Raw genomic sequence first — 26,976 nt, 5'->3', positions numbered from 1 at the left:
GGCGCACGCCACGATGGATACACCCGGGCGGCGGACGTCGCGGACCGGGCCGGGGGCGGTCACCGACACGGCGACCGGCACCGCAAAGGCAACGGACACGGAGAGGGCAGACGGGCATGAAGGGCATCGTGAGCAAGGTCGCGCTGGGAGTCGCGGGCACCGGCATGGCCGTCGCCGTGGCAGCCGTGGCAGTCGGCCCGCGGGTGTCCGAGTGGTACGACGGGCGCCACCAGGAGCACGCCTCCTTCGCGAGCGGGAGCCAGGCCAAGGCCGAGCGCCGCTCGATGCCCACCTGGCTGCCCGACAACGCCTCCGCGGTGCAGTACCTGATGTCGACGACCGGTGACGACCGCCTGCTGCGCGCCACCCTCCCGGACGGCCGGCTGCCCGTCGGCTGCACCACGGGCATGCCCGGCAGGTCCGCGCACTCGGTGCCCGTGACGCTCAAGGCCGGCTGGTTCCCCGAGGGCGTCGCGGCCAAGGCCAGCGCGACCTGCGGGCACTACAACGTCACCCTCACCGGCAACCAGCTCTACGCGTGGCAGGACGGCGCGGCGGTCCAGGCGGCGCTGCGCGCCGAGCGGCCGACCAAGCACTGACCCGCCGGACTCCTCTGCTGCACGGCCCCTCGGCTCCACGGCCCCACCGGGACTCGGTCGCCCCTCGACCGGCCCACCGTCCTTCCCCGACCGGCCCGTCCCGCACCCCCGTGCGCGGCGGGCCGTCGCCGTGTGCAGACCGTCCGCAGGCCCACCGCAGGCCGTACGGCGGCGGCGCGGACGCCGCTCGGGGGCCTTGAGCACGGCCGACGCTGAACCACCTGGTGGACCCCCGCTGTCGGAGGCGCCCCGGGCTGCGATAGGACGGAGCTGGACGAACGCGTCCCGCCCCCTGTCCCGCCCCGCCCCCGTTCCGTGAGGAGCCCCATGCCCGGCCCGACCGTCGGCCCCGCCGGTGACACGTCGACCACCACCTCCGCCACGACCGCCACCGACCGGGGCGGGACCGGCCGGGCCACCGTCGCCGTCCTCGGCGGTCTCGTCGCGCTCGGCCCGCTCACCACGGACCTCTACCTGCCCGGGCTCCCCGACATCGCGCAGGAGCTGGCCGCCGACCCGGCCGCCGTCCAGCTCACCCTCACCTTCTCGATGTTCGGCGTGGCGTCCGGTCAGCTGCTCTTCGGACCGCTCAGCGACCGCTTCGGCCGCCGCCCGCCGCTGCTCGCCGGACTCGCCCTCTTCACCCTGGCCAGCGTGGTGTGCGCGATCGCGCCGAGCCTGACGGTGCTGATCGTCGCCCGCTTCGTCCAGGGCGCGGCCGGATCCGCCGGACTGGTGATCGGCCGGGCCGTCGCCCGGGACCGCTTCCAGGGCGTCGCCATGCTGCGCTTCCTGGCCTCGATCGCCCTGATATCCGGGCTGGCACCGATCCTCGCCCCGATCGTGGGCGCGCAGCTGATGCGGTTCACGTCCTGGCGCGGCACCTTCGGCGCGCTCACCGCGCTCGGACTGCTGCTCACCCTGGTCGCGTTCGGCGCGCTGCGCGAGACGCTGCCGCCGCACGCCCGCAACGGGGGCGGCGTCGGCGCGGCGCTGCGCACGATGGGCGGGCTGCTGCGCGACCTGCCGTTCCTCGGGGTGGCGCTGACCAGCGCCTTCGCGTACGGCGCGCTGTTCGGCTACATCAGCGGGTCGTCGACGGTGCTGCAGCACGTGTACCGGGTCTCGCCCCAGACCTACAGCCTGCTGTTCGGGGCGAACTCACTGGCCATCGTCGTCATGACCCAGCTGAACGGGCGGGTGCTGGCGAAGCGCTTCACGGCGCGGGCGCTGATGCTGGCCGCGCTCGGGACGGCGGTGGCCGCGGGCGCCGTGCTGGTGCTGACGACGACGGTCTGGGACTCCGGTCTGCTCGGATTCTGCCCGCCGCTGTTCGTGATGATGGGCAGCATGGGCGTGCTCCTGCCGAACACGGCGGCGCAGGCGCTGAGCCTGGTGGAGCCGCCGGCCGCGGGGACGGCCTCGGCGCTGCTCGGCACCGGGAACTTCCTGTCCGGGGCGGTGGTCGCGCCGCTGAGCAGCCTCGGCGGGAAGCCGTCGGCCGTGCTGCTGGCCGTGGTCGTCCTGGCCTGCGGGGTGCTGGCCACGGTGACCTATCTGACGCTGTGCCGGGCGCCGAAGGCGCAAACAGATGACAGCTGACAGATGATGAAATCTGTCAGCTGTCATCTGAAATCTGTTATCCGCTATCCGTCACCCGTGAGGTGATCGTCAGGCGATCGCGAAGTCGTCCCCGTAGACGTTCCCCTGGCCGTACCAGCCGTGCAGGTACACGGTGACGGTGCCGGAGGCGCCGGTGGTGAAGGGGACGGTCAGCTTCGTCCAGCCGGTGGCGTTCGCCCAGGTGCTGCCGGTGGCCCCGCCGCTGACGCCGAGGTAGGCGTAGTTGCCCTGGACCCAGCCGCTCAGCGTGTAGCTGGTGTTGGGCTTCAGGGTGACGGTCTGCGAGCACTCGCCGGTCTGGCCGCCGGTGGCCGCCGCCTGCAGCGCGTAGGACCCGGAGTGGGCCGGGGTGGAGACCACGGCGCCGCCGCTCTGGCAGGTCCACGGGGCGAGGCTGCCGCTCTCCAGGCCGCCGTTGACCAGACCGGTCGGCGGGGTCGTTCCGGTGACGGTCAGCGTGTAGGCGGCGGTGTGGCTGCCGGACGGCCCGCTGGCGGTCACCGTGAGCGGGTAGGTGCCCGCGGCGGCCGCCGCGGTGGTGGCGATGTTGAGGGTGGCGCCGGTGCCGGCGGTGACGCTGCCGGGGGTGACGGTGGCGGTGACGCCGGTCGGGGCGCCGCTGACCGAGAGGGTGAGGCTCTGGGTCGAACCCGTCGTCACCGCGGTGGCGACGGCCGCCGAGGCGGACGAACCGGCCGCGACGGTGCCGGAGTTCGGGTTCACCGCGACGGAGAAGTCGTTGCCCGGCTGGGTGCCGGTGACGTTCAGGGTGAACACGCTGCTGTGGCTGCCGGAGGCGGCGCTGCCGGTGACGGTCAGCGGATAGACGCCGGGCGCCACGGCCGCGGTGGTGGTGACGTTGAGGGTGGCGCCGGTGCCGGCGGTGACGCTGCCGGGGGTGACGGTGGCGGTGACGCCGGTCGGGGCGCCGCTGACCGAGAGGGTGAGGCTCTGGGCCGACCCCGCCGTCACCGCGGTGGCGACGGCCGCCGAGGTCGACGAACCGGCGCTGACCGTGGCCGAGTTGGGGTTGACCGCGACGGAGAAGTCGTTGCTCACCGTCGAGCCGCTGGTGAACGGTGCGAAGATGTGGGTGAAGTCCCAGGTGTTCTGGTTGATCCCGGAGCAGGAGTCGTCGCCGGATTTGCCCGGGCAGCCGCCGTTGTCGCGCTGGAGCGCCCAGAAGGACAGCGTGTTGATGCCCTTTGACACCGCCCAGTTGTAGACGGTGGTGGCGTTGGCGACGGTGAAGGTCTCGGCCGCGCCGAAGTCGTCGATGCCGACCATCTCGGTGATCCCGATCGAACCCCACAGCTGTGCGGGGGTCTTGGACGGGTAGAGCTTGGCGAGCTGGTTGTAGAGGCCCTGCGCCGAGGTCTGGGTGTCGGCCGCCATGTCGTGGGCGGCGTTGTCGTAGTAGTCGAAGGTCATCATGTTGACGACGTCGATCCGGGCGTTGTTGGTGACCGCGTTCTTCAGTACGGCGAGGCCGCTGGAGGCCAGCCCGCTGGTGGTGGTCGGCAGCGTGTACGAGAACTGGACGTTGCGCCCGTTGGCCGCGGCCCAGTCCTGCACGACCTTGATCGCCTTGTTGCGGCGGTCGATCCCGGCCGTGTTGGTCAGCGAGTTGTCCTCGATGTCGAGGTCGATCCGGCTGATGTCGTAGGTGGTGATCAGGTTCTCGTAGGCGGCCGCGATCTGGTTGACGTCGGTGCAGCTGTCGGCCAGTTCGGTGCCGGTGTTGTCGGCGGTGTAGCCGCCGAAGGAGGGGATCACGTCCCCGCCGTTGGCGCGGATGGCGGCGATGTCGGCGCCGAAGGTCGAGCTGGAGACGGGCTTGGAGGTGTCGCCGTTCCAGTACGGGGTGCAGGAGCCCTTGGTGGCGGCCTGGAGGAAGGCCATCGTCAGGTACTTGGCGCCGGACTGGGCGGCCAGGGTGGCGGGGCTCTGCCCGGTCCAGGACTCGAAGTAGGGGGCGAAGACCCGGCTGGGGAGCGGGGTCGCGGCCTGGGCGGTGCCCGTTCCGGCGGCGACCAGGCCGGCCGAGGCGGCCAGGGTGGCGCAGGCGGTCAGGGCTGCCTGGATCGTTCTGCGTAGACGCATGGGTTCTCCAACATTATTGGTGGGGCGGGACGTTGGGGATGCGGAGTGGTGCGGGCCCAGGACCTGCGGTCCGGCCGGGTCGCGGCGGCCGTGTGGGGTCGGCCGGGCGGCTTCGGGCGTGCCGGTCCGGGCGGGAAGGCGCAAGGGTGTGCGGACGTGCGGGTGCGTGGACGTGCAGGTGCGTGGACACGGATACGCGGATACACGGGGACAAGGGGACGTGTCGGCGCGCGGAGGCCCACCGGCCCGCTCGGGGGCGGGTGGCGGTTCGCGGGCGTGCGCGCCGGACGGTGCGGGGGTGGAGCGGAGCAGGGCAGGGCAGTGCCTCAGCCGCCGGTGGTCACACCCCCACAGTGCATCCCGGTCGGATCGACATGCTTATGGTTGGACTAGACCACTTGTCTGTCAAGAGCCCTAACAGTTCGTCAGCAAACGGCCGTGGCGGCCCAAGGGGACGTCCCGGCACCTCGGGCGGCGGGTGGCGGGTGGCGGGGAGCCGGCAGCGCGGGCAGGCAGGCCTGCGCTCCGCCGCAGGCGGGCGCGCGGGGTGGGGCCGTGGGGGGGGGCCCCCCCCGGGGGGGGGGGGCCCGCCGCCCCCCCGGGGGCGGCCGGGCGGCGGGGGGGGGCCCCCCGGCCCCCCCCCCCGGGGGGGGGGGGGGGGGGGGCCGGGGCCCCCCCCCCGGGGGGGGGGGCCCCCCCACGGCGGCCCGGCGCTCAGGACGCCGGGCGGTCGGGGCGTGTCGTCGCCGGGGCGGTCCCGCCGGTTCCGGTGGTCCTCACGGGCCGGCGGGTCGCGAGACGGGTCACGCGGCGGGTCGCGAGACGGGTCGCGCGGCAGGCTCCGCGGCGGGTCACGCCGGCGGGCAGAGGGTGGCCCGCAGCGCGTCGTTGATCTTCGCGGCGGTGTCCGGCCCGAAGCCCTGCGGGTGGTCGGGCGAGGTGAAGCGCTGGTTGGCCAGCTCGACCAGCTTCGCCTTGTCCTTGGGGAACTGGTACATGGCCTGGCACTGGTTGCGGGCCCGGTCCACGGCCTGGTCGGGCTTGTCGCCGACGATGGCCGGGTCGATCGCCTTCAGTGCCGCCACCAGCTTGTCGGTCAGGCCGCCGTCCGGCTTGGCGGGCAGGCCGGCGTCGGCGGGCGGTGCGGGCTTGGCCGGGGCCGCGGTGGAGCCGCCGTCCGCGGCGGGCGCCGAGGGGGTGGCGGGCGCGGGAGCCCCGGTGGCGCCGGCCGAGGGGGTGGCCTGGTCGGTGGCGCCGGCCGAGGGCGCCGTGGTGGTCGCGGGGGCCGTGGGCGCCGTGGTGGCGCCGGGCGAGGCGGCGTCGGGCGCGGTGGTGGTGGCGGCGGTGGAGGGGGAGCCGGCCGCGGCGGTGGACGTGCCGGAGCCCGTTCCGGAACTGGAGCAGGCAGCGAGGCTCACCGCGGCGAATGCCGTGAGGGTGGCGGCGAGGAGACGAGTGCGCATGGCGTCACACTGTCATGTTCGCGGCGTCGAAGGGAAGATCCCCGTGCGGCGGCCGACGGCCCGGGAGGCGGGCCCGGGGATCGCCCCCGGGCCCGCCGCCGGGCCGCCGTCCCGTCGCTCCGGACTCCTGGCTCAGCCGAGTCCGTTGGCCTTCAGCCAGTCCTTGGCCACCGCCGACGGGTCCTCCTTGTCGATGGCGACGCGCTTCATCAACGAGGTCAGACCCGCGGTGTCCAGCTTGGCCGACACCGCGTTGAGCGCCGCCGTCGCCGTGGCGTCCACGCCCGCCTTGTTGACCAGCGGGGTGACGTTCTGCGCACCGAAGGCGTTCTTCGGGTCGGCCAGCGGGACGAGCTTCAGCTGGACGATCTTGGGGTCCGTGGTGAAGACGTTGCCGACCTGGACGTTGTCGTCCTTGAGCGCGTTCGCGGTGGTGTCACCGGTGGGCTTCCACTCCTTGAACGTCAGGCCGTAGACGTCCTTGAACTGCTGCTCGCGGCGGGTCTTGAACTCCGGCGGGCCGCCGATGGTGAACTCGCCCGCCTTGGCGGCCAGGTCGGCGATGCTTTTGAGGTTGTACTTGTCGGCGGTCGCCTGGGTGACGCTGAGCGAGTCCTTGTCCTCGGCCGGGGAGGAGTCGAGTATCGCCAGCGCCCCGGGCAGGGCCTTGGTCAGCGCCGCGTTCACGTCCTCCTTGGTGACGGCGGTGGCCTTGGCGTCCAGGTAGGACAGCAGTGCACCGTTGTACTCGGGCAGGACGGTCAGGTTGCCGCTCTGCAGCTGCCCGTAGAGCACCTCGCGGCTGCCGATGTTGAACTTCTCCTCGACCTTCACGCCCTTGGCCTTGAGCGCCTGCGAGTAGATGGAGCCGAGCAGGACGTTCTCCGGGAAGTTCGCCGAACCGACGACCACCGTCGACCCGGAGCCGCTCCCGGAGCCGCCGGTGGAACCGCTCCCGGAGGCGGTCGCGCCGGAGCCGCCGCCGAGCGGGTCGCCGCCGGAGGAGCCGCAGGCGGTGACGCCGAGGGCGAGCGCGGCGAGCGTGCCGAGGACGACGGCGCGTCGGCCTCTGTGGTGTGTCGACATGGTGACAGGTGTCCTTCCGGAAGGGTGGGAACGGGGTTCAGCGGGCCCGGCGCTGGGCGCGGATCCCGGGCGGGAGCGCGTACCGGGCGAGGAGTGCGAAGAAGGCCTGGGCGCCGACGGCGAGCAGCACCACCAGCAGCGCCCCGCCGACGGTGACGGCGTACCTGCGGGTGGCCAGCCCGTCCATCACGTAGCGGCCGAGGCCGCCCAGTCCGACGTAGGCGGCCACCGTGGCGGTGGCGATCACCTGGACGGTCGCGGTGCGCAGTCCGGCGAGCAGGGTCGGCGCCGCCGAAGGCAGGCAGACCTGCCACAGCACCTGGCGGTGGGTCAGTCCGATGCCCCGCGCGGCGTCCCGGACGTCCGGGTCGGTGCCGCGGACCCCCTCGACGGCGGCGACCAGCAGTGGCGGCGCGGCCAGCGCGACCAGCGGGACCAGGACGGCCGTGTCGCCGACCCCGGCCAGCAGGACGGCCAGCGTCACCAGTCCGAGCGTCGGCAGGGCGCGCGCGGCACCCGCGAAGGCGGTGACGACGGTGACGCCGCGCCCGGTGTAGCCGATCAGCAGTCCGACCGGGACGGCGAGCAGCGCCGCCCACAGCAGAGCCTCGCCGGAGAGCAGCAGGTGTTCGGTGACCCGGTGCGCGATCGAGTCCGGACCACTGCGGTGGTCGGGGGCGGAGAAGAAGTCGCCCAGCCAGCTCAGCCAGTTCACGAGCCCGCCCCCTTCTCCCGGACGGCCCACGGCGTGAGCAGCCGCCGGGCGCCCACCAGCAGCAGGTCGACAGCCAGGGCGAGGACGGCGATCAGCGCGATGCCGGCCACGATCGGGGTCGGGAAGGTGCGCTGGAAGCCGTCGATGAACAGGTAGCCGAGCCCGCCGCGCCCGACCAGGGCGCCCACGCTGGCCAGCGAGATGCTGGACACCGCCGCGACCCGCAGCCCGGCGATCAGGTACGGCACGGCGGCGGGCAGCTCGACGGCGGTCAGCCGGTGCCACGGCCCGTACCCCATCGCGGTCGCGGCCTGCCGGACGGGGTCCGGGACGGCGCGCAGCCCGTCCACGGTGGTCGGCAGCAGCACGGCGACGGCGTAGAAGGTGAGCGGGATCATCACGGTCGCCTGGGTGGCGAGACCGGTGTAGGGGATGAGCACCACGAACACCGCCAGCGAGGGCAGCGCGTAGACGACGTTGAAGACGGCGGCCAGCGGCTGGTACAGCCGCGGGAAGCGGCTGCACGCCAGCCCGAGCGGGACGGCCAGCAGCAGGCCGATGAGCACCGGGAGGAGCGCGATCACCGCGTGGTCGGCGAGCAGGTCGCCGAGGTAGCCGAGGTGGTCGCCGATCCAGTACCAGCGGACGATCGGTTCACCGTCCACCGTCGGCTCCGTCCGCGGCGCGGGCCGGCTCGGCGCCTTCGGCCGGTTCCGCGGGGCCCGTCGGATCCGCAGCTCCGGCGGCTTTCGCCGCCCCGGCGGCCGCCGTGCTGCCGGGCCCCGGTGTGCCGGGGGCACCGGAAGCGCTGGGGGTGCCGAGGCCACCGGGAGCGCCGGGAGCGCCGGGAGCGCCGGGGGCCGACAGGGCGGCGAGAACGGCGTCGCGCGTCGCGGTGCCGGTGGCCCGTCCGTCCGGGTCCAGGGCGACGGCCACCCCGGCGGGGGAGAGCACGGCCGCGTCCAGGGCGGTCCGCAGGGTGTCGGTGTCCGGGCGGTACCCGGCCGCCGGGTGCAGCTCGGCGGTGACGGCGTCGCGGTCGATCCAGCCGATCGGGCGGCGCTCGTCGTCCAGCGCGAGCTCCCAGCCGCCGTGGTGCAGCCCGTCGCCCACCGGGCGGACGTCGATGGCGCTCGCCGGGCGCAGGCCGAGGCCGCGCAGTCCGCGGTCGCGGCCGAGGAAGGCGGCGACGCCCTCGTCGGCGGGGGCGGTGAGCAGGGTGTGCGGGTCGGCGAGCTGGGCGATCCGGCCCTGCTCGCGCAGGACCACCACCTGGTCGCCGAGCCGGACGGCCTCCTCGATGTCGTGGGTGACGAAGAGCACCGTCTTGTGCAGTTCGGACTGCAGGCGCAGCAGTTCCTCCTGGAGCCCGGCGCGCACGACCGGGTCGACGGCGCTGAACGGCTCGTCCATCAGCAGGACCGGCGGGTCGGCGGCCAGGGCGCGGGCGACGCCGACGCGTTGCTGCTGGCCGCCGGACAGCTGGAAGGGGTACCGCTTGCCGGTCTCGGGCGCGAGCCCGACCAGTTCGAGCAGTTCGGCGGCCCGGGCGCGGGCCTTCCTGCGGTCCCAGCCGAGCAGGTAGGGGACGGTGGCGATGTTGTCGATCACCTTGCGGTGCGGGAAGAGGCCGGCCTGCTGGATCACGTACCCGATGCCGCGGCGCAGCCCGGCGGGTTCCAGCTCGGCGACGTCCGTGCCGTCCAGCAGCACCCGGCCCGAGGTCGGTTCGACCATCCGGTTGACCATGCGCAGCAGGGTGGTCTTGCCGCACCCGGATGGTCCGACCAGGACGGTTATCCGGCCGGTCGGGACTTCCAGGTCCAGGCCCTCGACGGCGATGGTGCCGTCGGGGTGGCGCTTGCCGGCGCCCTCGAATCTGATCACGGGGAGGTTTCCTCGTCAGGGCGCCCCGGGGAGGCGGCGCCTGTTCGGTCGTTCGGTCTTTCGGTTGATGACGGTTTGTCGACAATCGGCGGCGACGTCGGTGGAGGCCGTGTCGGCCGCCACCCCGGTGACGCGTCTGTCGGACCGTCCGTGCGGGCGTTCTTCCGCCCGCGTGGCTGCCCAGCTTTGGACCGGCGGAAACTCCGATCAGCCTATGACCTGAGTCATCTCCTGTCTCTCATTTACCACCCGGCCGGCGGCACGGAGCCCGCCCGTCCGACGGGGCGGGCCCAAACCGCCCCGACTACCCGGCAGCCCCGCCGCTCGAACGGGTCGGCAGCCCGGCGGCCGCCCAGCCGACGAAGCCGCCGTCCAGGTCGGTCGCCCGGTGCAGCCCCAGCTCCCGCAGCGAGGCCGCCGCCAGGCTGGAGGCGTACCCCTCCGAGCAGACCACGATCACCTCGACGTCGTAGCCCGAGGCCTCGGGGATCCGGTGACTGCCCGTCGGGTCCAGCCGCCACTCCAGGACGTTCCGCTCGATGATCAGCGTGCCGGGGATCTCGCCCTCCGCCGCCCGCTGCGCCGCCGGGCGGATGTCGACCAGCAGTGCGCCCTCCAGCTGCGACTGGTACGCCTCCCGGGCGCGCGGCCGGTGGACTCCCTCACGGGCCCGCTCCACCAGGTCGTCGATCGTGGTCACCATTGCTCCGGTCCTTCCGTCGAGGTGCGGACGAGCCCTCCGGCCCGCAGGTCGTAGTGCGCCATCGTGCCCAGCGGGGGCGAGTAGGCGTGCAGGGTGACGGCCGGGCCCGAGGCGGTGTTGCGCACGTCGTGCACGTACTCGGGACCGAACGCGCGGGCGGTTCCGGCCGGGATCCGGCGGATCAGCAGGCCCTGGTCCGGCCCGCCCAGGGACAGCTCCTCCAACTCTCCGAGGGCGACGGTGAACGCGCCGCGCGAACCGCCGTGGTCGTGGAAGCCGGTGGACTGGCCGGGCAGCCAGCTGATCAGCCACACCTCGTGGTCGTCGTCGGACAGCAGGCGCTGGTACCAGCGCTCGTCCGTGGAGAGGCGGACGAGGTGGATCCACTGGTCGGGCTGCTCGGCCAGTTCGCGGACGACGGCCCGTAGCGCGCTCGGGGTGAGCGGCGCGCGGGCCTCCTCGAGGGCGGTGGCCGTGGCGGTCGCCGGGCCGGCGGTGCCGGGGGAGGCCGGGGCCCCCGTGGCGGGGACGCCCGCGCGGACCGGCACGGTGCCGCTGCCGGTCACGGTGCCGGTCCTGGTGCCGGTGGCCCCGGTGCCGGTGTCGGGGGTGGTCGTCGGGTCGTCGGGTACGAGGTGCAGGCTCATGAGGCGTCCTCGGGTGCGGCGGGAACGTCGGCGGGTGCGCCCTGCTCCGGCGGCGACGAGGCGGGCGCGGGCCGACGGAGCGGCACGGCACGTACGGGTGCGCCGGGCGGGGCGGGGGATCAGAACGTCGGGTGCGGCTGCGCGGCACGGACCCTGGCGGACGTCACAGGGCGGGACCGGCGGGAAGGAACAAGGTCAACAGGCACAGATGGAACTCGCCTGGCGTCGCAGATCGACGTGCAGGCGGCAAACCAGAGTGGCGCCGGAGTCCATGTGCCGGATCCTTCCCGAGCGAACCGGACGAAGTCAAGCCAGGGCAATCTCCGAGGTGGCCCGGGCAATCCGGGAGGTGGCCAGGGCAATCGTGAAGGCGGAAGGCGTGTCACCCGCCCCGCCGCCGCCCGACCGGCGGTCCGGTCACCCGGTGACGGTCGGGCCCCCGGCCGAGGGGGGAGCCGGCGCGGCGGGCACCGGTGGCGCCGGCTGTGCGGGCACCGACCCGGTGGTGGCCGCGCCCCCGGCGTCCGCCTCCGCCGGGGCCCGCTCGCCGGCCCCGCCCTCGTGCTCGCCGAAACCCTCACCCCCGTACGCGCTCCCGTGGACGGTCCCGGCTCCGCCCGGGCAGGCGGCGCCCCCGCCCCGGGCTTCGCCCCCGTGCGCGGCTGCCGCGTGCCCGGCCAGCGCCGCCTCGATCACCGGCGCGGCCCGGTCCCCGAGGTAGCGCCCCAGCGTCTGGTAGGCGTCGAACTGCCGGTGGTCGAACCACTGGTCGCTGGTGCCGTCGTTGGGGAAGGCCGGGTTGACCGCCGCGTGGGCGTGCAGTTCGTACGGCATGTCGGCGGTGAGGGCGGCGCGCAGCACGATCAGCGTGCCGTGCCGGCCGCCGTCCCGGGTGCCGGCCCGGGCTCCGGTCCGTTCGTCCGCCTCGACCGGTGCTCCGCCCGGGGCCGACCGGTCGTCGAGCGGCTCGGGGTAGAGGATGTCCCCGGTGATCACCGCCCGGGCCGAGTAGCGCGCCGCGAGCGCGCCGGCCGGTGGCGGTGCGCCCGGCCCGCCGTGGCAGTCCCCGGCCTGTTCGGCGGCGCTGCCGGGGGCCAGCAGGTCCGGCCGGTGCAGGGTGATGACGACGCCGAGCTCCTCGCGGGCCAGGGTGATCGCGGCGGCGAGGCTGTCCTCGTGACCGGAGTCCCCGCTGGCGTCGACGCAGACCGCCGTCCGCACCCGGTGCCGCAGCAGCTCGACCAGCCCGAGGTTCTCGTAGTGCCCGCCGTCGGTGGTGAGCAGGAAGCGGTCGTCCGCCGGGAACCGGCCGGTCAACTCCCGCAGCTGGTAGGGGAGGCGGCGTACGGCGGGCTGCGCCGGGCGGCGCCAGTCCGGGGGGCCGGACCACGCCGGACCGAGCACCGCGGGATTGGGCAGCCAGGTGCCCAGCCGCGCGTTGGTGGCCGCGAAGAGCCCCTGGTAGACGCGGGACTGCCGGCCCATCGCGGAGGAGAAGGCCGCACCGGAGACCGCCATCGCCGACTGCACCGTGAGGTCCCGGGCGATGTGCCGCCGGGTGCGCCGCTCCAGCGCGTCGGTGCGCGCGTACCCGACGTCCGGGCCGCCGACGTAGTCGTGCGAGAGCGAGAAGGACACCGCCCGACGACCGGGCGGAGTACGGGAGTTGCCGGACAGGTTGGCCGCGGCCGAGAAGATCACCTGGGGGAAGTCGGGGTGCCGGGCGGCGTAGTGGCTGAGCCACGTCTGCTCCCGGAAGAAGTCGTACGGGCGGGCCAGCACCCGGCCGCCCTCCGCCACCCGGCGCACCGCGAACGCCGAGGCGAGCCGCAGCCGGTAGAACGGGTGCAGGCTCGTCCAGGTCTGGTCGAGGTTGAGCCCGACGGCGCCGAGGACCAGCGGCAGCAGCACCTGGACGGACGCCGGCCACGCGTACCCGGTGGCGACGGCCCAGCCCAGGGCGAGCAGGGCGGCCGCGGACAGGGCCGTCAGCGCAGCCCAGACCATGACGTACTGGGGCAGGTTGGCGGTCAGTCCGCCGCCGATCCGCCCGGCGCCGCGCAGCGCCCCGCCGAGCGCGGCCGCGCCCCGGCGGAGCGTCCGCCGGTCGCGCCAGAGGATGCCGAGCAGCAGCGCCAGGTAGCTGAGCACAACGGTCAGGCTGAGCCCGGCACCGGTGAGCTGCGGGCCCGCCGCGAGCGCCTGCTGGAGGCTGACCGCGCCCCAGGCCAGCCCGGGCACCGCCAGCACCCCGACGGCCAGGAGGCCGGCCAGGGCCAGCGCGGTGCGGAAGAGCCAGCGCAGTGCGCGCGGCAGCAGCGCGCTCCAGCCCAGCGGCGGGAAGGCGAGCAGCCAGAGCAGCCAGCACCCGGCCGCGGCCGCGAGCAGCCCGGCCACCGCGGCGACGGCCGGGGGCCGGAACTCCAGCGGGCCCGGTACGGCGCCGGCCCTGCGCAGACCGGCCGCCGCCAGGCCGTCCAGGTCGGTGAGCGGCACGAGGTGGTAGAAGCGGCTGAGCCCGAGGCCGAGCACCAGCACGGCGGCGAGCAGCAGGGCGAACGCCGAGATCACCCCGCGCAGCAGCGTGCCGAGCGCGACCAGCCACTCGCCGGCGCCGTCGGCGATGAACCTGCCGTGGCGGCGCAGGTGGTCCTCCTCCGGCGAGCCGGGCTCCAGCACGGTGTCGGCCGTCAGACCCGAGACGGCGTGCACCGGGCAGCCGGGAGCGGAGTCGGTGAGCGCGAGCTGCATCGCGCCGACGGTGTAGCCGCCGCCGGAGACCGAGACCAGGTAGCGGGCCCGTTTGAGCCAGGGCCGCAGCGACTGGAGCGCGCCGAGGGTGACGCAGGCCGAGCGGATCCCGCCGCCCGAGACGCAGAAGCCGAGCGGTGCGGGCTCGCGGCCCGGCGGCACCCGGGAGCCGTCGCGCCAGTGCGTGTGGCGCCCGGCCGCGGCGGGGGAGCCGGACGGCTCGGGGCCCGGCGGGTGCGCCGCGCCGTGCCGGGCGTGCGGCGGGGCCACCGGCCAGGGCGGGATCAGCAGCGGCCGGTCGGTGGCGTCGGCACCGGCGGGCGCGTCCACGGTGGCCCCGGTGGCTTCGGCGTCGGCCGCCTCGGCCGCCTCGGGCGGCAGGCCCCGCCGGGCCCGTCGCCGCCCGATCCCGCGCAGGGCCCGGGCGGCGACCACCACCAGGACGACCGGTGCCGCGACCCCGGCGGGCAGCAGGAGCAGCCACTTGACGGTGGCGAGGGCGGTGGCGGCGGCGAAGGGGGCGTCGGAGCCCGCCCGGCCGCCGTCGAGGCCGAGGGTGAGCAGGACGTCCTCGCCGGCGTCGCAGCAGGCCGCGAGCAGTCCGGCTCCGCCGGCGGCGAGCGCGGTGAGCCGCCAGCGCGGCCGCCCGAACACGTAGCCGCCGAGCAGGGCGACGGCCGTCGAGGTCAGGCCGTACCCGGCGATGAGCCAGGCGTCGACGCGCAGCGCGGCCAGGTACTCCGCCGTCCGCCCGCCGACCACGGACTCGGCCGCCGCCCGGGAGCCGGCCAGTTGGAGGGCGACGTTCCGCACCCGGGGCGCCCGCAGTCGGAACAGCAGGACGCCCAGGGCGAGCGGCAGCAGCGCGCCGGGGGAGAGCAGCAGACCGGCCCAGGCGGGCAGGGCGGGCGGCCGCCCCGCGTGGCCGTCGCGCCGGGCCCACCGGAGCAGCCTGCCGGGGCCGCGCTCCACCGTGGCCGTCACCTTCGCCTCCCCCACTGCGTTCAACTGCCTCTTCCCCGCGCTCGATCCGCCCGGTCGATCCCCTCGCCCCGCCCGGGTGCAGCCGCACCGCCGCCCCGCTGTGCTGCCGCTCTGCCGCCCCGCTGTGCTGCCGCCCCTGAGTCGCGCTGCGCGCCCGGAGGATAACGGTGCGCAGCCGCTTCCAGCCGCGTTTTACCCGGCCGTGGCTGATCCCGCACGTGGAGTGCCCGGTTTCACTCGAATGAGTAAGAAGCCCGCTCCCGGGGTAGATGATCGTTTCATCCCATCCAGGGCCATCCGCGTGTCCGCGCAACAGGATCGCCCCAGACGCATTGCCCCCGACGTATTGTCAGGCCACCGAGGCCCGGCCTACGGTCTACAGGTCGCTTTCTACGCACGTAGACCCCTGCGGATCCCCAGGGACCCGCAGACGAGACCCGCCCCGTCAACCCTCAGACCGCAGGCCCGACCCCACGGCCGGGCAGCGGAGTTGCGGAGGTACCCATGTCGCAGATCGTCCGTGCCGCGCTCGTCCAGACCCGCTGGACCGGCGACCAGGAGAGCATGATCGCCCTCCACGAGCGGTACGCCCGCGAGGCCGCCGCCCAGGGCGCGAAGATCATCGGCTTCCAGGAGGTCTTCAACTCCCCGTACTTCTGTCAGGTCCAGGAGCCCGAGCACTACCGCTGGGCCGAAGCCGTCCCGGACGGCCCGACCGTCCGCCGGATGCAGGACCTCGCCCGCGAACTCGGTCTGGTGATCGTCGTCCCGGTCTACGAGGAGGAACAGACCGGCGTCTACTACAACACCGCGGCCGTCATCGACGCCGACGGCAGCTACCTCGGCAAGTACCGTAAGCACCACATCCCCCAGGTCAAGGGCTTCTGGGAGAAGTACTACTTCAAGCCCGGCAACCTCGGCTGGCCCGTGTTCGACACCGCCGTCGGCCGGGTCGGCGTCTACATCTGCTACGACCGCCATTTCCCCGAGGGCTGGCGCGCCCTGGGCCTGGCCGGCGCGCAGATCGTCTACAACCCCTCCGCCACCAGCCGCGGCCTGTCCTCCTACCTCTGGCAGCTGGAGCAGCCCGCCGCCGCCGTCGCCAACGAGTACTTCGTCGCCGCCATCAACCGCGTCGGCACCGAGGAGTACGGCGACAACGACTTCTACGGCACGTCCTACTTCGTCGACCCGCGCGGCCAGTTCGTCGGCGACGTCGCCTCCGACAAGGAGGAGGAGCTCGTGGTCCGCGACCTCGACCTCGGCCTGATCGAACAGGTCCGCCAGCAGTGGCAGTTCTACCGGGACCGCCGGCCCGACGCCTACGGACCGATCTCCGAGGCGTGAGGAGCACCGCGATGACCACCCGCGACCCGCACCAGCGCACCGTCGTCCGCGGCGGCCTCGTCATCACCGCCGCCGACGAACTCCACGCCGACGTCCTCGTCGAGGGCGAACGCGTCGTCGCGCTCGCCACCACCGGCAGCACCGCCGCCGGGGCCTGGACCGCCGACACCGTCATCGACGCCACCGGCCACTACGTCATCCCGGGCGGTGTCGACGCCCACACCCACATGGAACTGCCCTTCGGCGGCACCGCGGCCTCCGACACCTTCGAGACCGGCACCCGCGCCGCGGCCTGGGGCGGCACCACCACCATCGTCGACTTCGCCGTCCAGCCCGTCGGCGGCTCGCTGCGCGAGGGCCTCGACACCTGGCACACCAAGGCCGACGGCAACTGCGCCGTCGACTACGCCTTCCACACCATCGTCTCCGACGTCAACGACGGCGTCCTCAAGGAGATGGACGCCCTCGTCGACTCCGGCGAGTCCACCTCCTTCAAGCTGTTCATGGCCTACCCCGGCGTGTTCTACAGCGACGACGGCCGGATCCTGCGCGCCATGCAGCGCGGCGCCGCCAACGGCGGGCTGATCATGATGCACGCCGAGAACGGCATCGCCATCGACGTGCTGGTCGAGCAGGCCCTCGCCGCCGGGCGCACCGCCCCCCGCTTCCACGGGGAGGTGCGCCGGGAGCTCCTGGAGGCCGAGGCCACCCACCGGGCCATCAAGCTCGCCCAGGTCGCCGGCAGCCCGCTCTACGTCGTCCACGTCTCCGCCGCCTCCGCCCTCGCCGAGCTGGCGCAGGCCCGCGACGCCGGGCTCAACGTCTTCGGCGAGACCTGCCCGCAGTACCTGTTCCTCTCCACCGACAACCTCGCCGAGGCCGGTGCGGACGGCTTCGAGGGCGCCAAGTACGTGTGCAGCACGCCGCTGCGCCCGCGCGAGCACCAGGAGGCGCTCTGGCGCGGGCTGCGCGCCAACGACCTCCAGGTGGTCTCCACCGACCACTGCCCGTTCTGCTTCGTCGGGCAGAAGGAACTCGGCCGCGGAGACTTCTCGAAGATCCCCAACGGCCTTCCCGGGGTGGAGAACCGGATGGACCTGCTCCACCAGGCCGTGGTCGACGGGCACATCACCCGCCGCCGCTGGATCGAGATCGCCTGCACCACCCCGGCCCGGATGTTCGGACTGCACCCGCGCAAGGGCACCATCGCGCCGGGGTCCGACGCCGACCTCGTCGTCTACGACCCCTCCGCCGTGCAGACCGTCTCCGCCGCCACCCACCACATGAACGTGGACTACTCGGCCTACGAGGGGCGCCGGCTCACCGGCCGCGCCCGCACGGTGCTCTCACGCGGCACCGTGGTGCTCGACGACGGGCAGTGGCTCGGCCGGGCCGGCCACGGCACCTTCCTGCGCCGGGACACCTGCCAGTACCTGACCTGAACCGGCCTGACCCGGCCCGAACCGGCCCGGGCCGCTCTCGGCAGCCCGCCGTCGACGGCCCGCCATCGCCCACCAGACCCCGCCGACCATCCTCCGCCGACCAGCCCGTGCCGACCAGATCCCGCCGCCCGCCGGGCCCGCGCCAACGGCCCGGCCGGCGGCACCACCCTCTCCCCGGAGCCACCCATGGACATCGGCCTCGTCCTGCAGACCGACCCGCCCGCCCGCCTGCTCATCGACCGGATGATCCGCGCCGAACGGGCCGGGTTCAGCCACGGCTGGACCTTCGACTCCTGCGTGCTGTGGCAGGAACCCTTCGTCATCTACAGCCGGATCCTCGCGGAGACGGAGCGGCTGACCGTCGGCCCGATGGTCACCAACCCCTCCACCCGCACCTGGGAGGTCACCGCCTCCCTGTTCGCCACGCTCAACGACATGTACGGCAACCGCACCGTCTGCGGCATCGGCCGCGGCGACTCCGCCATGCGCGTCGCCGGGCGTCGGCCCGCCACCCTCGCCCGGCTCTCCGAGGCCATGCACGCCGTCAAGGAGCTCGCCGAGGGGCGCACCGTCGAGGTGGACGGCACCGACATGCACCTCCCCTGGGTGCGGCCCGGCGCCGAGCTCCCGATCTGGATGGGCGCGTACGGGCCGAAGGCGCTCGCGCTGACCGGTCGTCAGGCCGACGGCTTCATCCTCCAGTTGGCCGATCCGTACCTCACCGAGTACATGATCAAGGCGGTCCGCTCCGCCGCCGCTGAGGCCGGCCGCGACCCGGACGCGCTCACCATCTGCGTCGCCGCCCCCGCCTACGTGACCGCGGACGACTCCCCGGAGGCCCTCGCCCACGCCCGCGAACAGTGCCGCTGGTTCGGCGGGATGGTCGGCAACCACGTCGCCGACCTGGTCACCCACTACGGCGCCCACTCCGACCTCGTCCCGGACGCCCTCACCGACTACATCAAGGGCCGCCAGGGCTACGACTACAGCCACCACGGCCGGGCCGGGAACCCGGACACCGCCTTCGTCCCGGACGGGATCGTCGACCGCTTCTGCCTCATCGGGCCGCCGCAGGCCCAGCTCGCCCGGCTGGAGCAGCTCCGCTCCCTCGGCGTCGACCAGTTCGCCGTCTACGCCATGCACGACGCCGTCGAGACCACCATCGACGCCTACGGCAGCGACGTGATCCCGCACCTCGCCCGGTCCTGACCGCCGCAACCGCGCTCGCGCAGACGGGAGTCGCCCATGGCCGAGACCGCGATCGGCGGCGGAGGGCAGCGGCAGCACCCCGACGGCCGGGTCGAACTCGACCCGGCCGCGGGCCGGTTGCCAGCCAACGGCTTCACCAACGACGACCTGCGACCCGTCCCGGTGGAACGGCGCACCTGGACCACCTACAACTTCCTGGCGCTCTGGGTCGGCATGGCCCACAACATCCCCTCGTGGACGCTCGCCTCCGGGCTGGTCGCGCTCGGCATGGACTGGAAACAGGCCGTGCTCACCATCGCCGTCGCCAACCTCGTGGTGCTCGTTCCGATGCTGCTCAACGGGCACGTGGGAACGAAGTACGGGATCCCGTTCCCGGTGTTCGCCCGCGCCGCGTTCGGACTGCGCGGCGCCAACCTGCCCGCGCTCCTGCGGGCGGCGGTGGCCTGCGCCTGGTTCGGCATCCAGACCTGGATCGGCGGCGAGGGGATTTTCCTGCTCGCCGGCAAACTGCTCGGCTCGTCCTGGAGCACCGCGGCGCAGTTCGGCGGCTACCCGTGGACGCAGTGGCTCTCGTTCCTGCTCTTCTGGCTCCTGGAGATGGCCATCATCGCCCGCGGGATGGACACCCTGCGGCGGTTCGAGAACTGGGCGGCGCCGTTCGTGATCGTCGGCGCGCTGGCGCTGCTGGTGTGGATGACGGTCAAGGCGGGCGGGTTCGGGCCGCTGCTGGACCAGCCCTCCCAGTTGGGCTGGGGGCGCGAGTTCTGGAAGGTCTTCTTCCCCGCGCTGATGGGCATGATCGGGTTCTGGTCGACCCTCGCGCTCAACATCCCCGACTTCACCCGCTTCGGCGGCAGCCAGCGCGCCCAGATCCGCGGGCAGGCACTCGGCCTGCCGACCACCATGACCCTCTTCGCGCTGCTCTCCGTCCTGGTCACCTCCGGCTCGCAGGCCGTCTACGGCGAACCCGTGTGGGACCCGATCGAGCTCGCCGCGAAGATGGAGAACCCGGCCGGCCTGCTGTTCGCCCTGCTCACCGTCCTGGTCGCGACCCTGTCGGTGAACATCGCCGCCAACGTCGTCTCGCCGGCCTACGACCTCGCCAACCTGCTGCCCCGGCTCATCGACTTCCGCACCGGGGCACTGATCACCGGGGTCGTGGGGATCGCGATCTTCCCGTGGAAGCTGATCTCCGACCCGCACGTGTACATCTTCACCTGGCTCGGCGTGGTCGGCGGCATGCTCGGGACGGTGGCCGGGGTCCTGATCGCCGACTACTGGGTGCTGCGCGGCACCCGGCTGCGGCTGGCCGAGCTCTACCGGCCGGGTGGGGCGTACTGGTACGCGGGCGGATGGAACTGGCGGGGGGTGCTCGCCCTGCTGGTCGGGGCCGTCCTCGCGGTCGGCGGCTCGCACGGCGGACCGTTCCCGGCGGACGGGCTGCTGCCCGCGCTCGAACCGCTGGCCGACTACGGCTGGGCGGTCGGCTTCGCGGCGGCCTTCGGGTTGTACCTGCTGCTCTGCGCGCTCCCGGGCGGCCGTCCGGCGGGAACGGACGGTGCCGAGGAGGGCCGCCGTTGAGGGCCGCCGTTGAGGGCCGCCGCTGGGGGCTGCCGTTGAGGGCCGTTGCGGCTCGGTGCCGAGGGGGCCGCCGTTGAGGGCCGTTGCGGCTCGGTGTCGTAAGGGCCGGGCCCCTGCGGTTCGGTGCCCAGGCGGGTCCAGGTCCCGAGGCGGTCACGGAGGTGTCAACTCGCCTGCACGGCCGGCGGTGCGTCGATACGGTCCGCTCAACACCCGCACCACGTACCAGAGGACACCATGCGTCGCACCCTCCCGATCCTGGTCGCCGGCGGATTCCTCGCCGCCACCGCGGCCTGCGGCAGCAGCGCCGACAGTCGGTCGGCCGCTGCTCCGCCCGCCGTTCCGTCGACCGCTTCGCCGACCGTTCCGCCTGCTGCTCCGTCCGCCGGCGGCCCTGCCGCGGTCGGTGCGCCCCCGGAGGAGACGGACGCGGCGGCCGCGCTCGGCAAGCTGGCAACGGCCGTGCCGTCGCTGAAGATCGTCAAGCAGTACACCGCCGAGGACGACCCGAACCACCTGCTGGGCCGCCCGGGTCAGTACGTGTCGAAGGTGTCGTTCTCCGACTCGCGGATCAAGCCGGCCGACGTCGAGGGCGAGAGCGCGGACTCGGTGGCCCGCGGCGGGGCCGTCGAGGTGTTCGCGACCGAGGCCGATGCGAGGAAGAGGTCCGAGTACATCCAGGCGATCGTCAAGGGCATGCCCGCGCTGCTGGAGTACGACTACGTGCGCGGCCCGGTCCTGATCCGGGTGTCGAAGTACCTCACGCCGGACCAGGCGAAGGCCCTGCAGTCCGCCGTGTGAGGCGGCGGCGCCGACGCGCCCCCCGTGGGCGTCCGGGCAGCGGTTTCCACCGTGTGATGGGGCCCCGGCCGGAGCGGCCTCCTCCGGGAGCGGTCACCCGCGCGGCCGGGAGCGGTCACCCGCGCGGCGCGGCGCGCTCTACGGCGGCCAGCACCTTGGCGGTGCCGTCCTCGCCGGCGAGGACGTCGGCCACCGATCGGGCGCGGCTGCGGTAACGCGGGTCGCCGACGGCCCGGCGGAGGGCGGCCGCGAGGCGGGGGGCGGTGAGGGCGTGCAGCGGCACCGGGCCGGGGGAGACCCCGAGCCTGGCCAGCCGGTCGGACCAGAACGGCGCGTCGAGCTGGGCGGGCACCGGGACGGCGGGCGTGCCGCAGCGCAGCGTGGCGGCCGTGGTGCCGGCCCCGGCGTGGTGGACCACGGCCGCCGTCCGCGGGAACAGCCACTCGTGCGGGGTGTCGCCGATGGTCAGGACGTCGTCCGAGTCCTCGGCGCCGAGGCCGCTCCACCCCGCCTGCAGGACGGCCCGCGCCCCCGCGCCGCGCACCGCCGCGAGGACGGTCGCGGTCAGCCGCTCGGGCTCCGGGACGACCAGGCTGCCGAAGCCGACGAAGACGGGCGCGGGCCCGGCGGCCAGGAAGTCGAGCAGCCGGGCCGGGGGCTGCCAGTCCGGATCCCGCACCGGCCACCAGTAGCCGGCGACGTCCAGCCCGGGAGGCCAGTCGGCCGGGCGCGGCACGACCGTGGGCGAGAAGCCGTGCAGGACGGGGTGCCTGCGCCGGGCCCGGGCGATGCCGACCGGGGGCAGGCCGAGGCGGCGGCGCAGGCCGCGGACGGCCGGGGCGAACAGCCGGTCGGTGGCGGCCTGGACGGCGTGCCCCGCGAGTAGGTTTCCCCGCCCGCCGAGCGACCGGGTGCCGGTCACCGCCGGCGCGAACTCGCGGGTGGGAGAGAGGGGTTGGAGGTACAGCCCGATGCTGGGGATGCCGGCGGCCTCCGCGGCCACCTGGCCCAGCGCACTGGTGGTGCTGGTGGTGAGCAGCAGATCGGTGCCCAGCGCGGTGGCGTCCGCGATGCCCTCGCCGAGGGCCGGCATGAACCTCCGCCCCAGGCGCAGCAGTTGCAGGATCGCGTACGGTCCGCTGCCGGCGCGCAGCAGCCGCTGCCCGTCGGAGGAGGCGAGTTCCTCGCGCGGGTCGACCGGCAGCGGGCGGAACTCGAGCCCGGCGGAGCGCACCGGCGCGGTGAAGGTGGTGTGCGTGGCGACGGCCACCTGATGGCCGGCCGCTCGCAGGCGGACACCGAGGCCGATGAACGGGGCGACGTCGCCCCGGGAGCCGGCGGTGGCGATCAGGATGCGCATGGCGGCAGTATCCCGGCGCGGGCGCCCGGGCGGGAGGGTGCCACGCCCGGGGCAGAGGCCCGCGGGGCCCGTCGGGCGGGTGTGCCGGAAGGGGCCGGTTCGAAGCCGGGCCAGGGGCGGCTCCGGACTGGTCGGGCCGGTGCGGGGCGCCCTGCCGTGTCGCCTGCCGTGTCGCCTGCCGGTCTCGCCGGTGCGTGTCGCCGGTGCGTGTCGCCGGTCGGTGTCGCGGGGGTGGTGGCGCCGGAACCGCGGGCCGGGCGGGTGGCGTCCTCCGGTGCAGAGCGGCGGGACGGGGCCGTCGCGCCGCGAACGGGAGGGACAGATGAGCATCGTCGCGTGGATCGTGCTTGGCCTGGTGGCGGGGGCCCTGGCCAAGCTGCTGCTGCCCGGGAAGGACCCGGGCGGCCTGATCGTGACCACCCTGATCGGCATCGCCGGCTCCTTCGTCGGCGGTTGGATCGCGTCGCACTTCCTGCACAGGTCGGTGACGGCGCACTTCTTCGACATGGCCACCTGGTTGTCGGCCATCGGTGGCGCCCTGGTGCTGTTGATCGTCTACCGGCTGCTGTTCGGCAGTTCGCGGCGTTAGGGCCCGCGGTGAGCCGGGCGGCGGTGGACTCGTGCCCCGCCCGGCACCGCCGCCTGGCCTCTGGCCATGTCGCGGTCGCATGCACAGGCCAGCCGTCGGCTCGCCGTAGGCCCGTCGTAGGTCCGTAGTGGGCCCGCGGCGGGCCTGCGCTCAGTTCGGCGCCGCCGACTCGGCGGTCCAGCCCGGGAGCGCCTCGCGCGCGGCCGACCAGGCAGCCGGGACCTGCCCGAGACCGGTGCGGGCGGCGACCACCCCGGCCGCGATCGCGCAGGTGGTGTCCATGTCCCCCCAGCCCCCGAGGGTGTGCCAGACCGCCTCCGGCAGGCAGTCGAGCCGGCCCGCGGCGGACCAGAGGGCGAACGGGACGGTGTCCGGGGCGGAGATCGACAGGCCCGACCCGAGCACCGTGGCGGCGTGCCGGACGCTGGTGTGCGCGGGCAGCCGGGCGGCGATCCGCAGGCCGGAGCGCACGTCGCCGTCCGGCAGCCGCCCGGCGACCTCGGTCAGCAACTCGGCCCGGTCGGGCGGGGTTTCGCCCCGGCTGCGGACGGCGAGGGCCGCGGCCAGGGCGACCGCGACGGCGCCGGCGACGGCCTCCGGATGGAAGTGTGTGGTGAGCGCCTGCCGTTCGGCCTGCCGGGCGGCCTCGTCGAGGTCGTCGGCGAACCAGGCGCCCAGCGGGGCGACCCGCATCGCGGCGCCGTTACCGTACGAGCCCTGGCCCTCGAACTGGCCGGAGGTGACGGTGCGCCAGTCCTCGCCGGCGCCGATCCCGCGCAGCACCCGGTGCATCGACGGGCCGTACTTGCGGCCGTACTCGCGGGCGTACTCCTGCGCGAACTCCCGCGCCAGCGCGTCCTGCCGGACCTCGCCGTGGTCCACCAGGTGCCGCACGAGCACCAGGGCCATCGCGGTGTCGTCGGTCCAGTGCCAGGGGGCGGGCCGGATCCGGCGGGCGGCCAGTGCCGAGGGTGCCTCGTCGGGCGGGGCGGAGAACCACCGGTCGCCGAAGGCGTCGCCGAGGGCCAGCCCCTCCAGACTGTCCAGAACCGGCCGGGCCGCGCGCATGTCATCCTCCAAGTGAGATCAACCTGCGCGGCAGTCTGCCGGACGGCCCGGTCTGCCGGCCACCGGATTCCCTCCGGCGCCCGGCCCGCCGGGCCGTGACGCGTCCTACTTGGCGAGCAGCCCGCCGACGATGAGCTTCCAGAGCGCCTCGAAACGGTCCTCGACGGTCGGCTCCGACCACGTGGACGCGTAGGCCGGGTCGTGGAACGGGGCGGTGGCGTCGAAGACGGCGCGGGCCGTGGAGAGGATGTGGGCGAGCTTGAACTCCTTGCCCTCCATGCCGTCCTGGACGATCTGGGCGATCTGGCCGACCAGGGTCTCGATGTGCGCGTCGACCGTGCGGCTGTTCTCCTCGACCAGCACCATGTACGTCGCGAACAGCTCCGGGTCGTCCAGCGCCTTCTTCCGCTTGGCCGCGAAGAGCGTCACCAGCCACCGGTGCAGCCGCTCGGCGGCCGGGCCAGGCTCGGTCGAGATGAAGGCGAGCTCGTGGTGCGCCTGGTCGAGCCAGCGCTGGGTGACCGCCTCGCGCAGCGCGGCCTTGCTCGGGAAGTGGCGGTAGACGCTGCTGTGGCTGACACCGAGGATCCGGGCGACGTCCACGACGGTGGCCTTGGCCGGGCCGAACCGCCGGAGGACGTCCTCCGCCGCGATCAGGATCTGCTCGGCGGTGAGTGTGGTGTCCGTGGTCACGGGGAGGCCGTCCTTAGGGTCGTGCGTTCAGGGGCGGTGCGGTGCCGGGCCCGGGGTCGGACCGGTTCCGGCCGGTGTGCTCCGATGGGAGCACCGGTCAGCGTTCGCTGTCCAGGTGCGCCATCTGGGCGGCAGCGTAGCGGTCGCCCGCCGCCGCACCCGCCGGCACGGCCGCCTCGATGGCGGCCAGGTCCGCGGCGGTGAGCGTGACGTCCAGCGCGCCGAGCGCCTCGGTGAGGCGGTCGCGGCGCCGCGCGCCGACCAGCGGGACGACGTCCTCGCCGCGCGAGGCGACCCAGGCGATGGCGACCTGCGCGACGCTCGCCCCCTTCGCGGTGGCCACCCCGCGCAGCGCCTCGACGAGGGCGAGGTTGTGGGTGAGGTTGTCGCCCTGGAAGCGCGGGCTGTGGCCGCGGAAGTCGGTGCCGGCCAGCGGGCGGTCCTGGTTCCAGTGGCCGCTGAGCAGACCGCGGGAGAGGACGCCGTAGGCGGTGACACCGATGCCGAGCTCGCGGGCGGTGGGGAGGACGGCCGCCTCGATCGAGCGGGAGATCAGCGAGTACTCGATCTGCAGGTCACTGATCGGGTGGACGGCGGCGGCGCGGCGCAGGGTGTCCGCGCCGACCTCGGACAGGCCGATGTGACGGACGTGGCCGGCCTTCACCAGGTCCGCGATGGCGCCGATGGTCTCCTCGACCGGGACGTTCGGATCCAGCCGGGCCGGGCGGTAGACGTCGATGTGGTCGGTGCGCAGGCGGCGGAGCGTGTAGGCGAGCGCCGTCTTGGTGGCGGCGGGGCTCGCGTCGTAGCCGAGCCACTGGCCGTCCGGGCTGCGCTGGGCGCCGAACTTGACGCTGATCTGCACGCTGTCGCGGTCCCGGCCGCGCAGGGCCTCGTGGATCAGCAGCTCGTTGTGGCCCATGCCGTAGAAGTCGCCGGTGTCGAGGAGGGTGATCCCGGCGTCGAGTGCGGCGTGGATGGTGGCGACGCTCTCGGCCTCGTCGGCCGGCCCGTACAGGTCGGACATGCCCATGCAGCCGAGGCCGAGGGCGGAGGTGACGGGGCCGGAGGTGCCGAGGGTGCGCTGTGCGGGGCGGGAGGTGGTGGACACGGGGGGCTCCAGGGGTGGGTGCGGCGCCGGGGCGGGCGAGGGCGGGGTGACCCGCGTCCCACTATGGCACGACGGCGAACAGATTTCAAAATCTGTTCGCCGTCGTCTGTCATCTGAAATCTGTCATCTGAAATCTGTCGGCTGTCATCTGTCACCCGGGGGCGTCCGTCGGCGCCGTCCCGGCCTCCCGCCCGCCGGGCGAGCGCAGCAGGTGGGCGCGGGCCGGCGGCAGGTTGCGCCACGCGGTCCGCCCGCCCAGCCCGTACGCCTCCTCGAACTGCCGCAGCAGCCGCACCACCGCACGGTGACGGGCACCCCGGCGGGGCCCCGCCACCAGGGTCCGGGCCGCGGTCGTGCCGAGGTACCCGAAGTACGTCAGCTCGCCGCCGGGCAGCAGCAGGCGCAGGTAGAGGTCGAGGAGGTGGCGCACCTGCGCCGGCTCGAAGTTGGTGAACGGCAGGCCGGACACGATCACGTCGTACCGCTCGCCCTCGGCCGCCGCCCGGGCCCGGCCGTCGCCCGCGGTCCCGCCCCCGGCGCCGTCCGCGGTGCCGTTGCCGACCGCCCCGCGCGCGCCGTCCGGTCGTTCCGGTGCGGACGGGCGCCACCGCGCCAGCTCCTCCACCCGGCAGGCCGACAGTCGCACCGCGACCCCTGTACGGGGCTCGGCCAGGTCCGGGTCCGCCCGCAGCCGGGCGGCGAACCGGGGGTTGGCCTCGACGACGTGCAGCCGGTCGCCCGGGCGCAGCACCTGGGCCAGGCGTCGCGTCACCACACCCGTCCCGGCACCGACCTCCAGGACCGAGATGGGCCGGTCCGGGCGACTGGTGGCCGGCACCACCAGGGCGTTCACGAGATCCGCGCCGCTCGGCGCCAGCGCCCCCGTGTCGTGGAAGGTGCGCAGTGCCTCGACGAGGAACAGCAGACGGTCGCCGCCGGACGGTGAACCGTGCGACGGGATGCCGGAGCCACCGGCCTCGGATCCGTCGGGCGAGCCGGGAGATCCGGGCGGGCCGGAGGGGGCGGAGGGGGCGGAGGAGCCGGGGCGGGTGCGGAGCTGACCAGTCGTCATGTCGACGACGCTAGGGAGCGGAGCCGGGGCGGGGATCGGCCGGGCAGCCGCGCCGGCCTCCGACGAAAGTCGAGGGTGCGGGTGCCCGGGAGGAGGGGGCGCTCGGCCGTCGCCCGCCCTTAGCATCGAGCCGGACGTCCGC

At 74.5% G+C, this 26,976-nt stretch carries 23 protein-coding genes; 8 read left to right on the top strand and 15 right to left on the bottom strand.

What is annotated here, in order from left to right:
- Positions 1-116 precede the first annotated feature (116 nt).
- Complete coding sequence (locus ACIRS1_RS01640) at positions 117-599, top strand: hypothetical protein (protein WP_360205285.1); 483 nt, start codon at positions 117-119, stop codon at positions 597-599.
- Positions 600-926: 327 nt separating this feature from the next.
- Entirely contained in the window at positions 927-2,201 is a 1,275-nt protein-coding gene (locus ACIRS1_RS01635; protein ID WP_402835984.1) for a multidrug effflux MFS transporter, read from the top strand.
- 69 nt (positions 2,202-2,270) lie between these two features.
- Here ACIRS1_RS01635 and ACIRS1_RS01630 read toward each other — a convergent pair whose 3' ends face one another.
- The 10 genes from ACIRS1_RS01630 to ACIRS1_RS01585 all read right to left on the bottom strand — a co-directional run bounded on the left by ACIRS1_RS01630 (position 2,271) and on the right by ACIRS1_RS01585 (position 14,576).
- Positions 2,271-4,325 (bottom strand): glycosyl hydrolase family 18 protein, encoded by a 2,055-nt coding sequence (locus tag ACIRS1_RS01630; RefSeq protein WP_402835982.1) that lies wholly within the window; start codon positions 4,323-4,325, stop codon positions 2,271-2,273.
- Between the two features lie 851 nt (positions 4,326-5,176).
- Positions 5,177-5,788, bottom strand: coding sequence for a hypothetical protein (locus ACIRS1_RS01625; protein WP_402835980.1), 612 nt, complete (start codon positions 5,786-5,788; stop codon positions 5,177-5,179).
- Between the two features lie 132 nt (positions 5,789-5,920).
- Positions 5,921-6,874, bottom strand: a complete 954-nt coding sequence (locus ACIRS1_RS01620) for an ABC transporter substrate-binding protein (protein WP_402835978.1) — start codon at positions 6,872-6,874, stop codon at positions 5,921-5,923.
- A gap of 37 nt (positions 6,875-6,911) precedes the next feature.
- Entirely contained in the window at positions 6,912-7,589 is a 678-nt protein-coding gene (locus ACIRS1_RS01615) for an ABC transporter permease (RefSeq protein ID WP_402835976.1), read from the bottom strand.
- Entirely contained in the window at positions 7,586-8,254 is a 669-nt protein-coding gene (locus tag ACIRS1_RS01610) for an ABC transporter permease (RefSeq protein WP_402835974.1), read from the bottom strand. Before ACIRS1_RS01610 ends, ACIRS1_RS01615 begins: the two co-directional genes overlap by 4 nt.
- Positions 8,244-9,476 (bottom strand): ABC transporter ATP-binding protein, encoded by a 1,233-nt coding sequence (locus ACIRS1_RS01605; protein WP_402835972.1) that lies wholly within the window; start codon positions 9,474-9,476, stop codon positions 8,244-8,246. Before ACIRS1_RS01605 ends, ACIRS1_RS01610 begins: the two co-directional genes overlap by 11 nt.
- Before the next feature lie 304 nt (positions 9,477-9,780).
- Complete coding sequence (locus ACIRS1_RS01600; RefSeq protein WP_360205304.1) at positions 9,781-10,179, bottom strand: rhodanese-like domain-containing protein; 399 nt, start codon at positions 10,177-10,179, stop codon at positions 9,781-9,783.
- Positions 10,173-10,826, bottom strand: a complete 654-nt coding sequence (locus ACIRS1_RS01595) for a cysteine dioxygenase (RefSeq protein WP_402835970.1) — start codon at positions 10,824-10,826, stop codon at positions 10,173-10,175. Before ACIRS1_RS01595 ends, ACIRS1_RS01600 begins: the two co-directional genes overlap by 7 nt.
- 195 nt (positions 10,827-11,021) lie before the next feature.
- Positions 11,022-11,099 carry a putative leader peptide gene (locus ACIRS1_RS01590; RefSeq protein WP_107086570.1) on the bottom strand — a complete coding sequence of 26 codons (78 nt, stop codon included), beginning with the start codon at positions 11,097-11,099 and terminating at the stop codon, positions 11,022-11,024.
- A gap of 144 nt (positions 11,100-11,243) precedes the next feature.
- Entirely contained in the window at positions 11,244-14,576 is a 3,333-nt protein-coding gene (locus ACIRS1_RS01585) for a hypothetical protein (protein ID WP_402836299.1), read from the bottom strand.
- Between the two features lie 489 nt (positions 14,577-15,065).
- On the opposite strand from ACIRS1_RS01585, the gene ACIRS1_RS01580 reads away from it, so the two are divergent.
- From ACIRS1_RS01580 to ACIRS1_RS01560, 5 genes are all read left to right on the top strand, one after another.
- Positions 15,066-15,908, top strand: a complete 843-nt coding sequence (locus ACIRS1_RS01580; protein ID WP_360205310.1) for a nitrilase-related carbon-nitrogen hydrolase — start codon at positions 15,066-15,068, stop codon at positions 15,906-15,908.
- Between the two features lie 11 nt (positions 15,909-15,919).
- Positions 15,920-17,350, top strand: a complete 1,431-nt coding sequence (hydA, locus tag ACIRS1_RS01575) for a dihydropyrimidinase (RefSeq protein ID WP_402835968.1) — start codon at positions 15,920-15,922, stop codon at positions 17,348-17,350.
- A 186-nt stretch (positions 17,351-17,536) separates the two neighbouring features.
- Positions 17,537-18,559, top strand: coding sequence for a TIGR03842 family LLM class F420-dependent oxidoreductase (locus ACIRS1_RS01570; protein WP_402835966.1), 1,023 nt, complete (start codon positions 17,537-17,539; stop codon positions 18,557-18,559).
- Positions 18,560-18,595: 36 nt separating this feature from the next.
- Positions 18,596-20,140 (top strand): NCS1 family nucleobase:cation symporter-1, encoded by a 1,545-nt coding sequence (locus ACIRS1_RS01565; protein ID WP_402835964.1) that lies wholly within the window; start codon positions 18,596-18,598, stop codon positions 20,138-20,140.
- Between the two features lie 237 nt (positions 20,141-20,377).
- Complete coding sequence (locus ACIRS1_RS01560; RefSeq protein WP_402835962.1) at positions 20,378-20,941, top strand: hypothetical protein; 564 nt, start codon at positions 20,378-20,380, stop codon at positions 20,939-20,941.
- Positions 20,942-21,056: 115 nt separating this feature from the next.
- Here ACIRS1_RS01560 and ACIRS1_RS01555 read toward each other — a convergent pair whose 3' ends face one another.
- Positions 21,057-22,301 (bottom strand): glycosyltransferase, encoded by a 1,245-nt coding sequence (locus ACIRS1_RS01555; RefSeq protein WP_402835960.1) that lies wholly within the window; start codon positions 22,299-22,301, stop codon positions 21,057-21,059.
- Positions 22,302-22,623: 322 nt separating this feature from the next.
- Here ACIRS1_RS01555 and ACIRS1_RS01550 point away from each other — a divergent pair, with 322 nt between their 5' ends.
- Positions 22,624-22,890: a GlsB/YeaQ/YmgE family stress response membrane protein gene (locus ACIRS1_RS01550; protein ID WP_360205325.1), complete on the top strand. Its 267-nt coding sequence runs from the start codon at positions 22,624-22,626 to the stop codon at positions 22,888-22,890.
- Positions 22,891-23,040: 150 nt separating this feature from the next.
- On the opposite strand, the gene ACIRS1_RS01545 is transcribed toward ACIRS1_RS01550, so the two are convergent.
- The 4 genes from ACIRS1_RS01545 to ACIRS1_RS01530 all read right to left on the bottom strand — a co-directional run bounded on the left by ACIRS1_RS01545 (position 23,041) and on the right by ACIRS1_RS01530 (position 26,834).
- The gene (locus tag ACIRS1_RS01545; protein ID WP_402836297.1) at positions 23,041-23,958 is read right to left on the bottom strand and encodes an ADP-ribosylglycohydrolase family protein; all 918 of its coding nucleotides are present in this window, start codon (positions 23,956-23,958) and stop codon (positions 23,041-23,043) included.
- 105 nt (positions 23,959-24,063) lie between these two features.
- Positions 24,064-24,651, bottom strand: coding sequence for a TetR family transcriptional regulator (locus tag ACIRS1_RS01540; RefSeq protein WP_402835958.1), 588 nt, complete (start codon positions 24,649-24,651; stop codon positions 24,064-24,066).
- A gap of 97 nt (positions 24,652-24,748) precedes the next feature.
- The gene (locus ACIRS1_RS01535; protein ID WP_402835956.1) at positions 24,749-25,762 is read right to left on the bottom strand and encodes an aldo/keto reductase; all 1,014 of its coding nucleotides are present in this window, start codon (positions 25,760-25,762) and stop codon (positions 24,749-24,751) included.
- A gap of 151 nt (positions 25,763-25,913) precedes the next feature.
- The gene (locus ACIRS1_RS01530) at positions 25,914-26,834 is read right to left on the bottom strand and encodes a translation initiation factor IF-2 (protein ID WP_402835955.1); all 921 of its coding nucleotides are present in this window, start codon (positions 26,832-26,834) and stop codon (positions 25,914-25,916) included.
- Positions 26,835-26,976: the final 142 nt, after the last annotated feature.

The organism is Kitasatospora sp. NPDC101176, assembly GCF_044768035.1.
GTDB lineage: Bacteria > Actinomycetota > Actinomycetes > Streptomycetales > Streptomycetaceae > Kitasatospora.
Note: the sequence above shows the minus strand (reverse complement) of the source record. Positions and strands in the feature narration are given on the sequence as shown.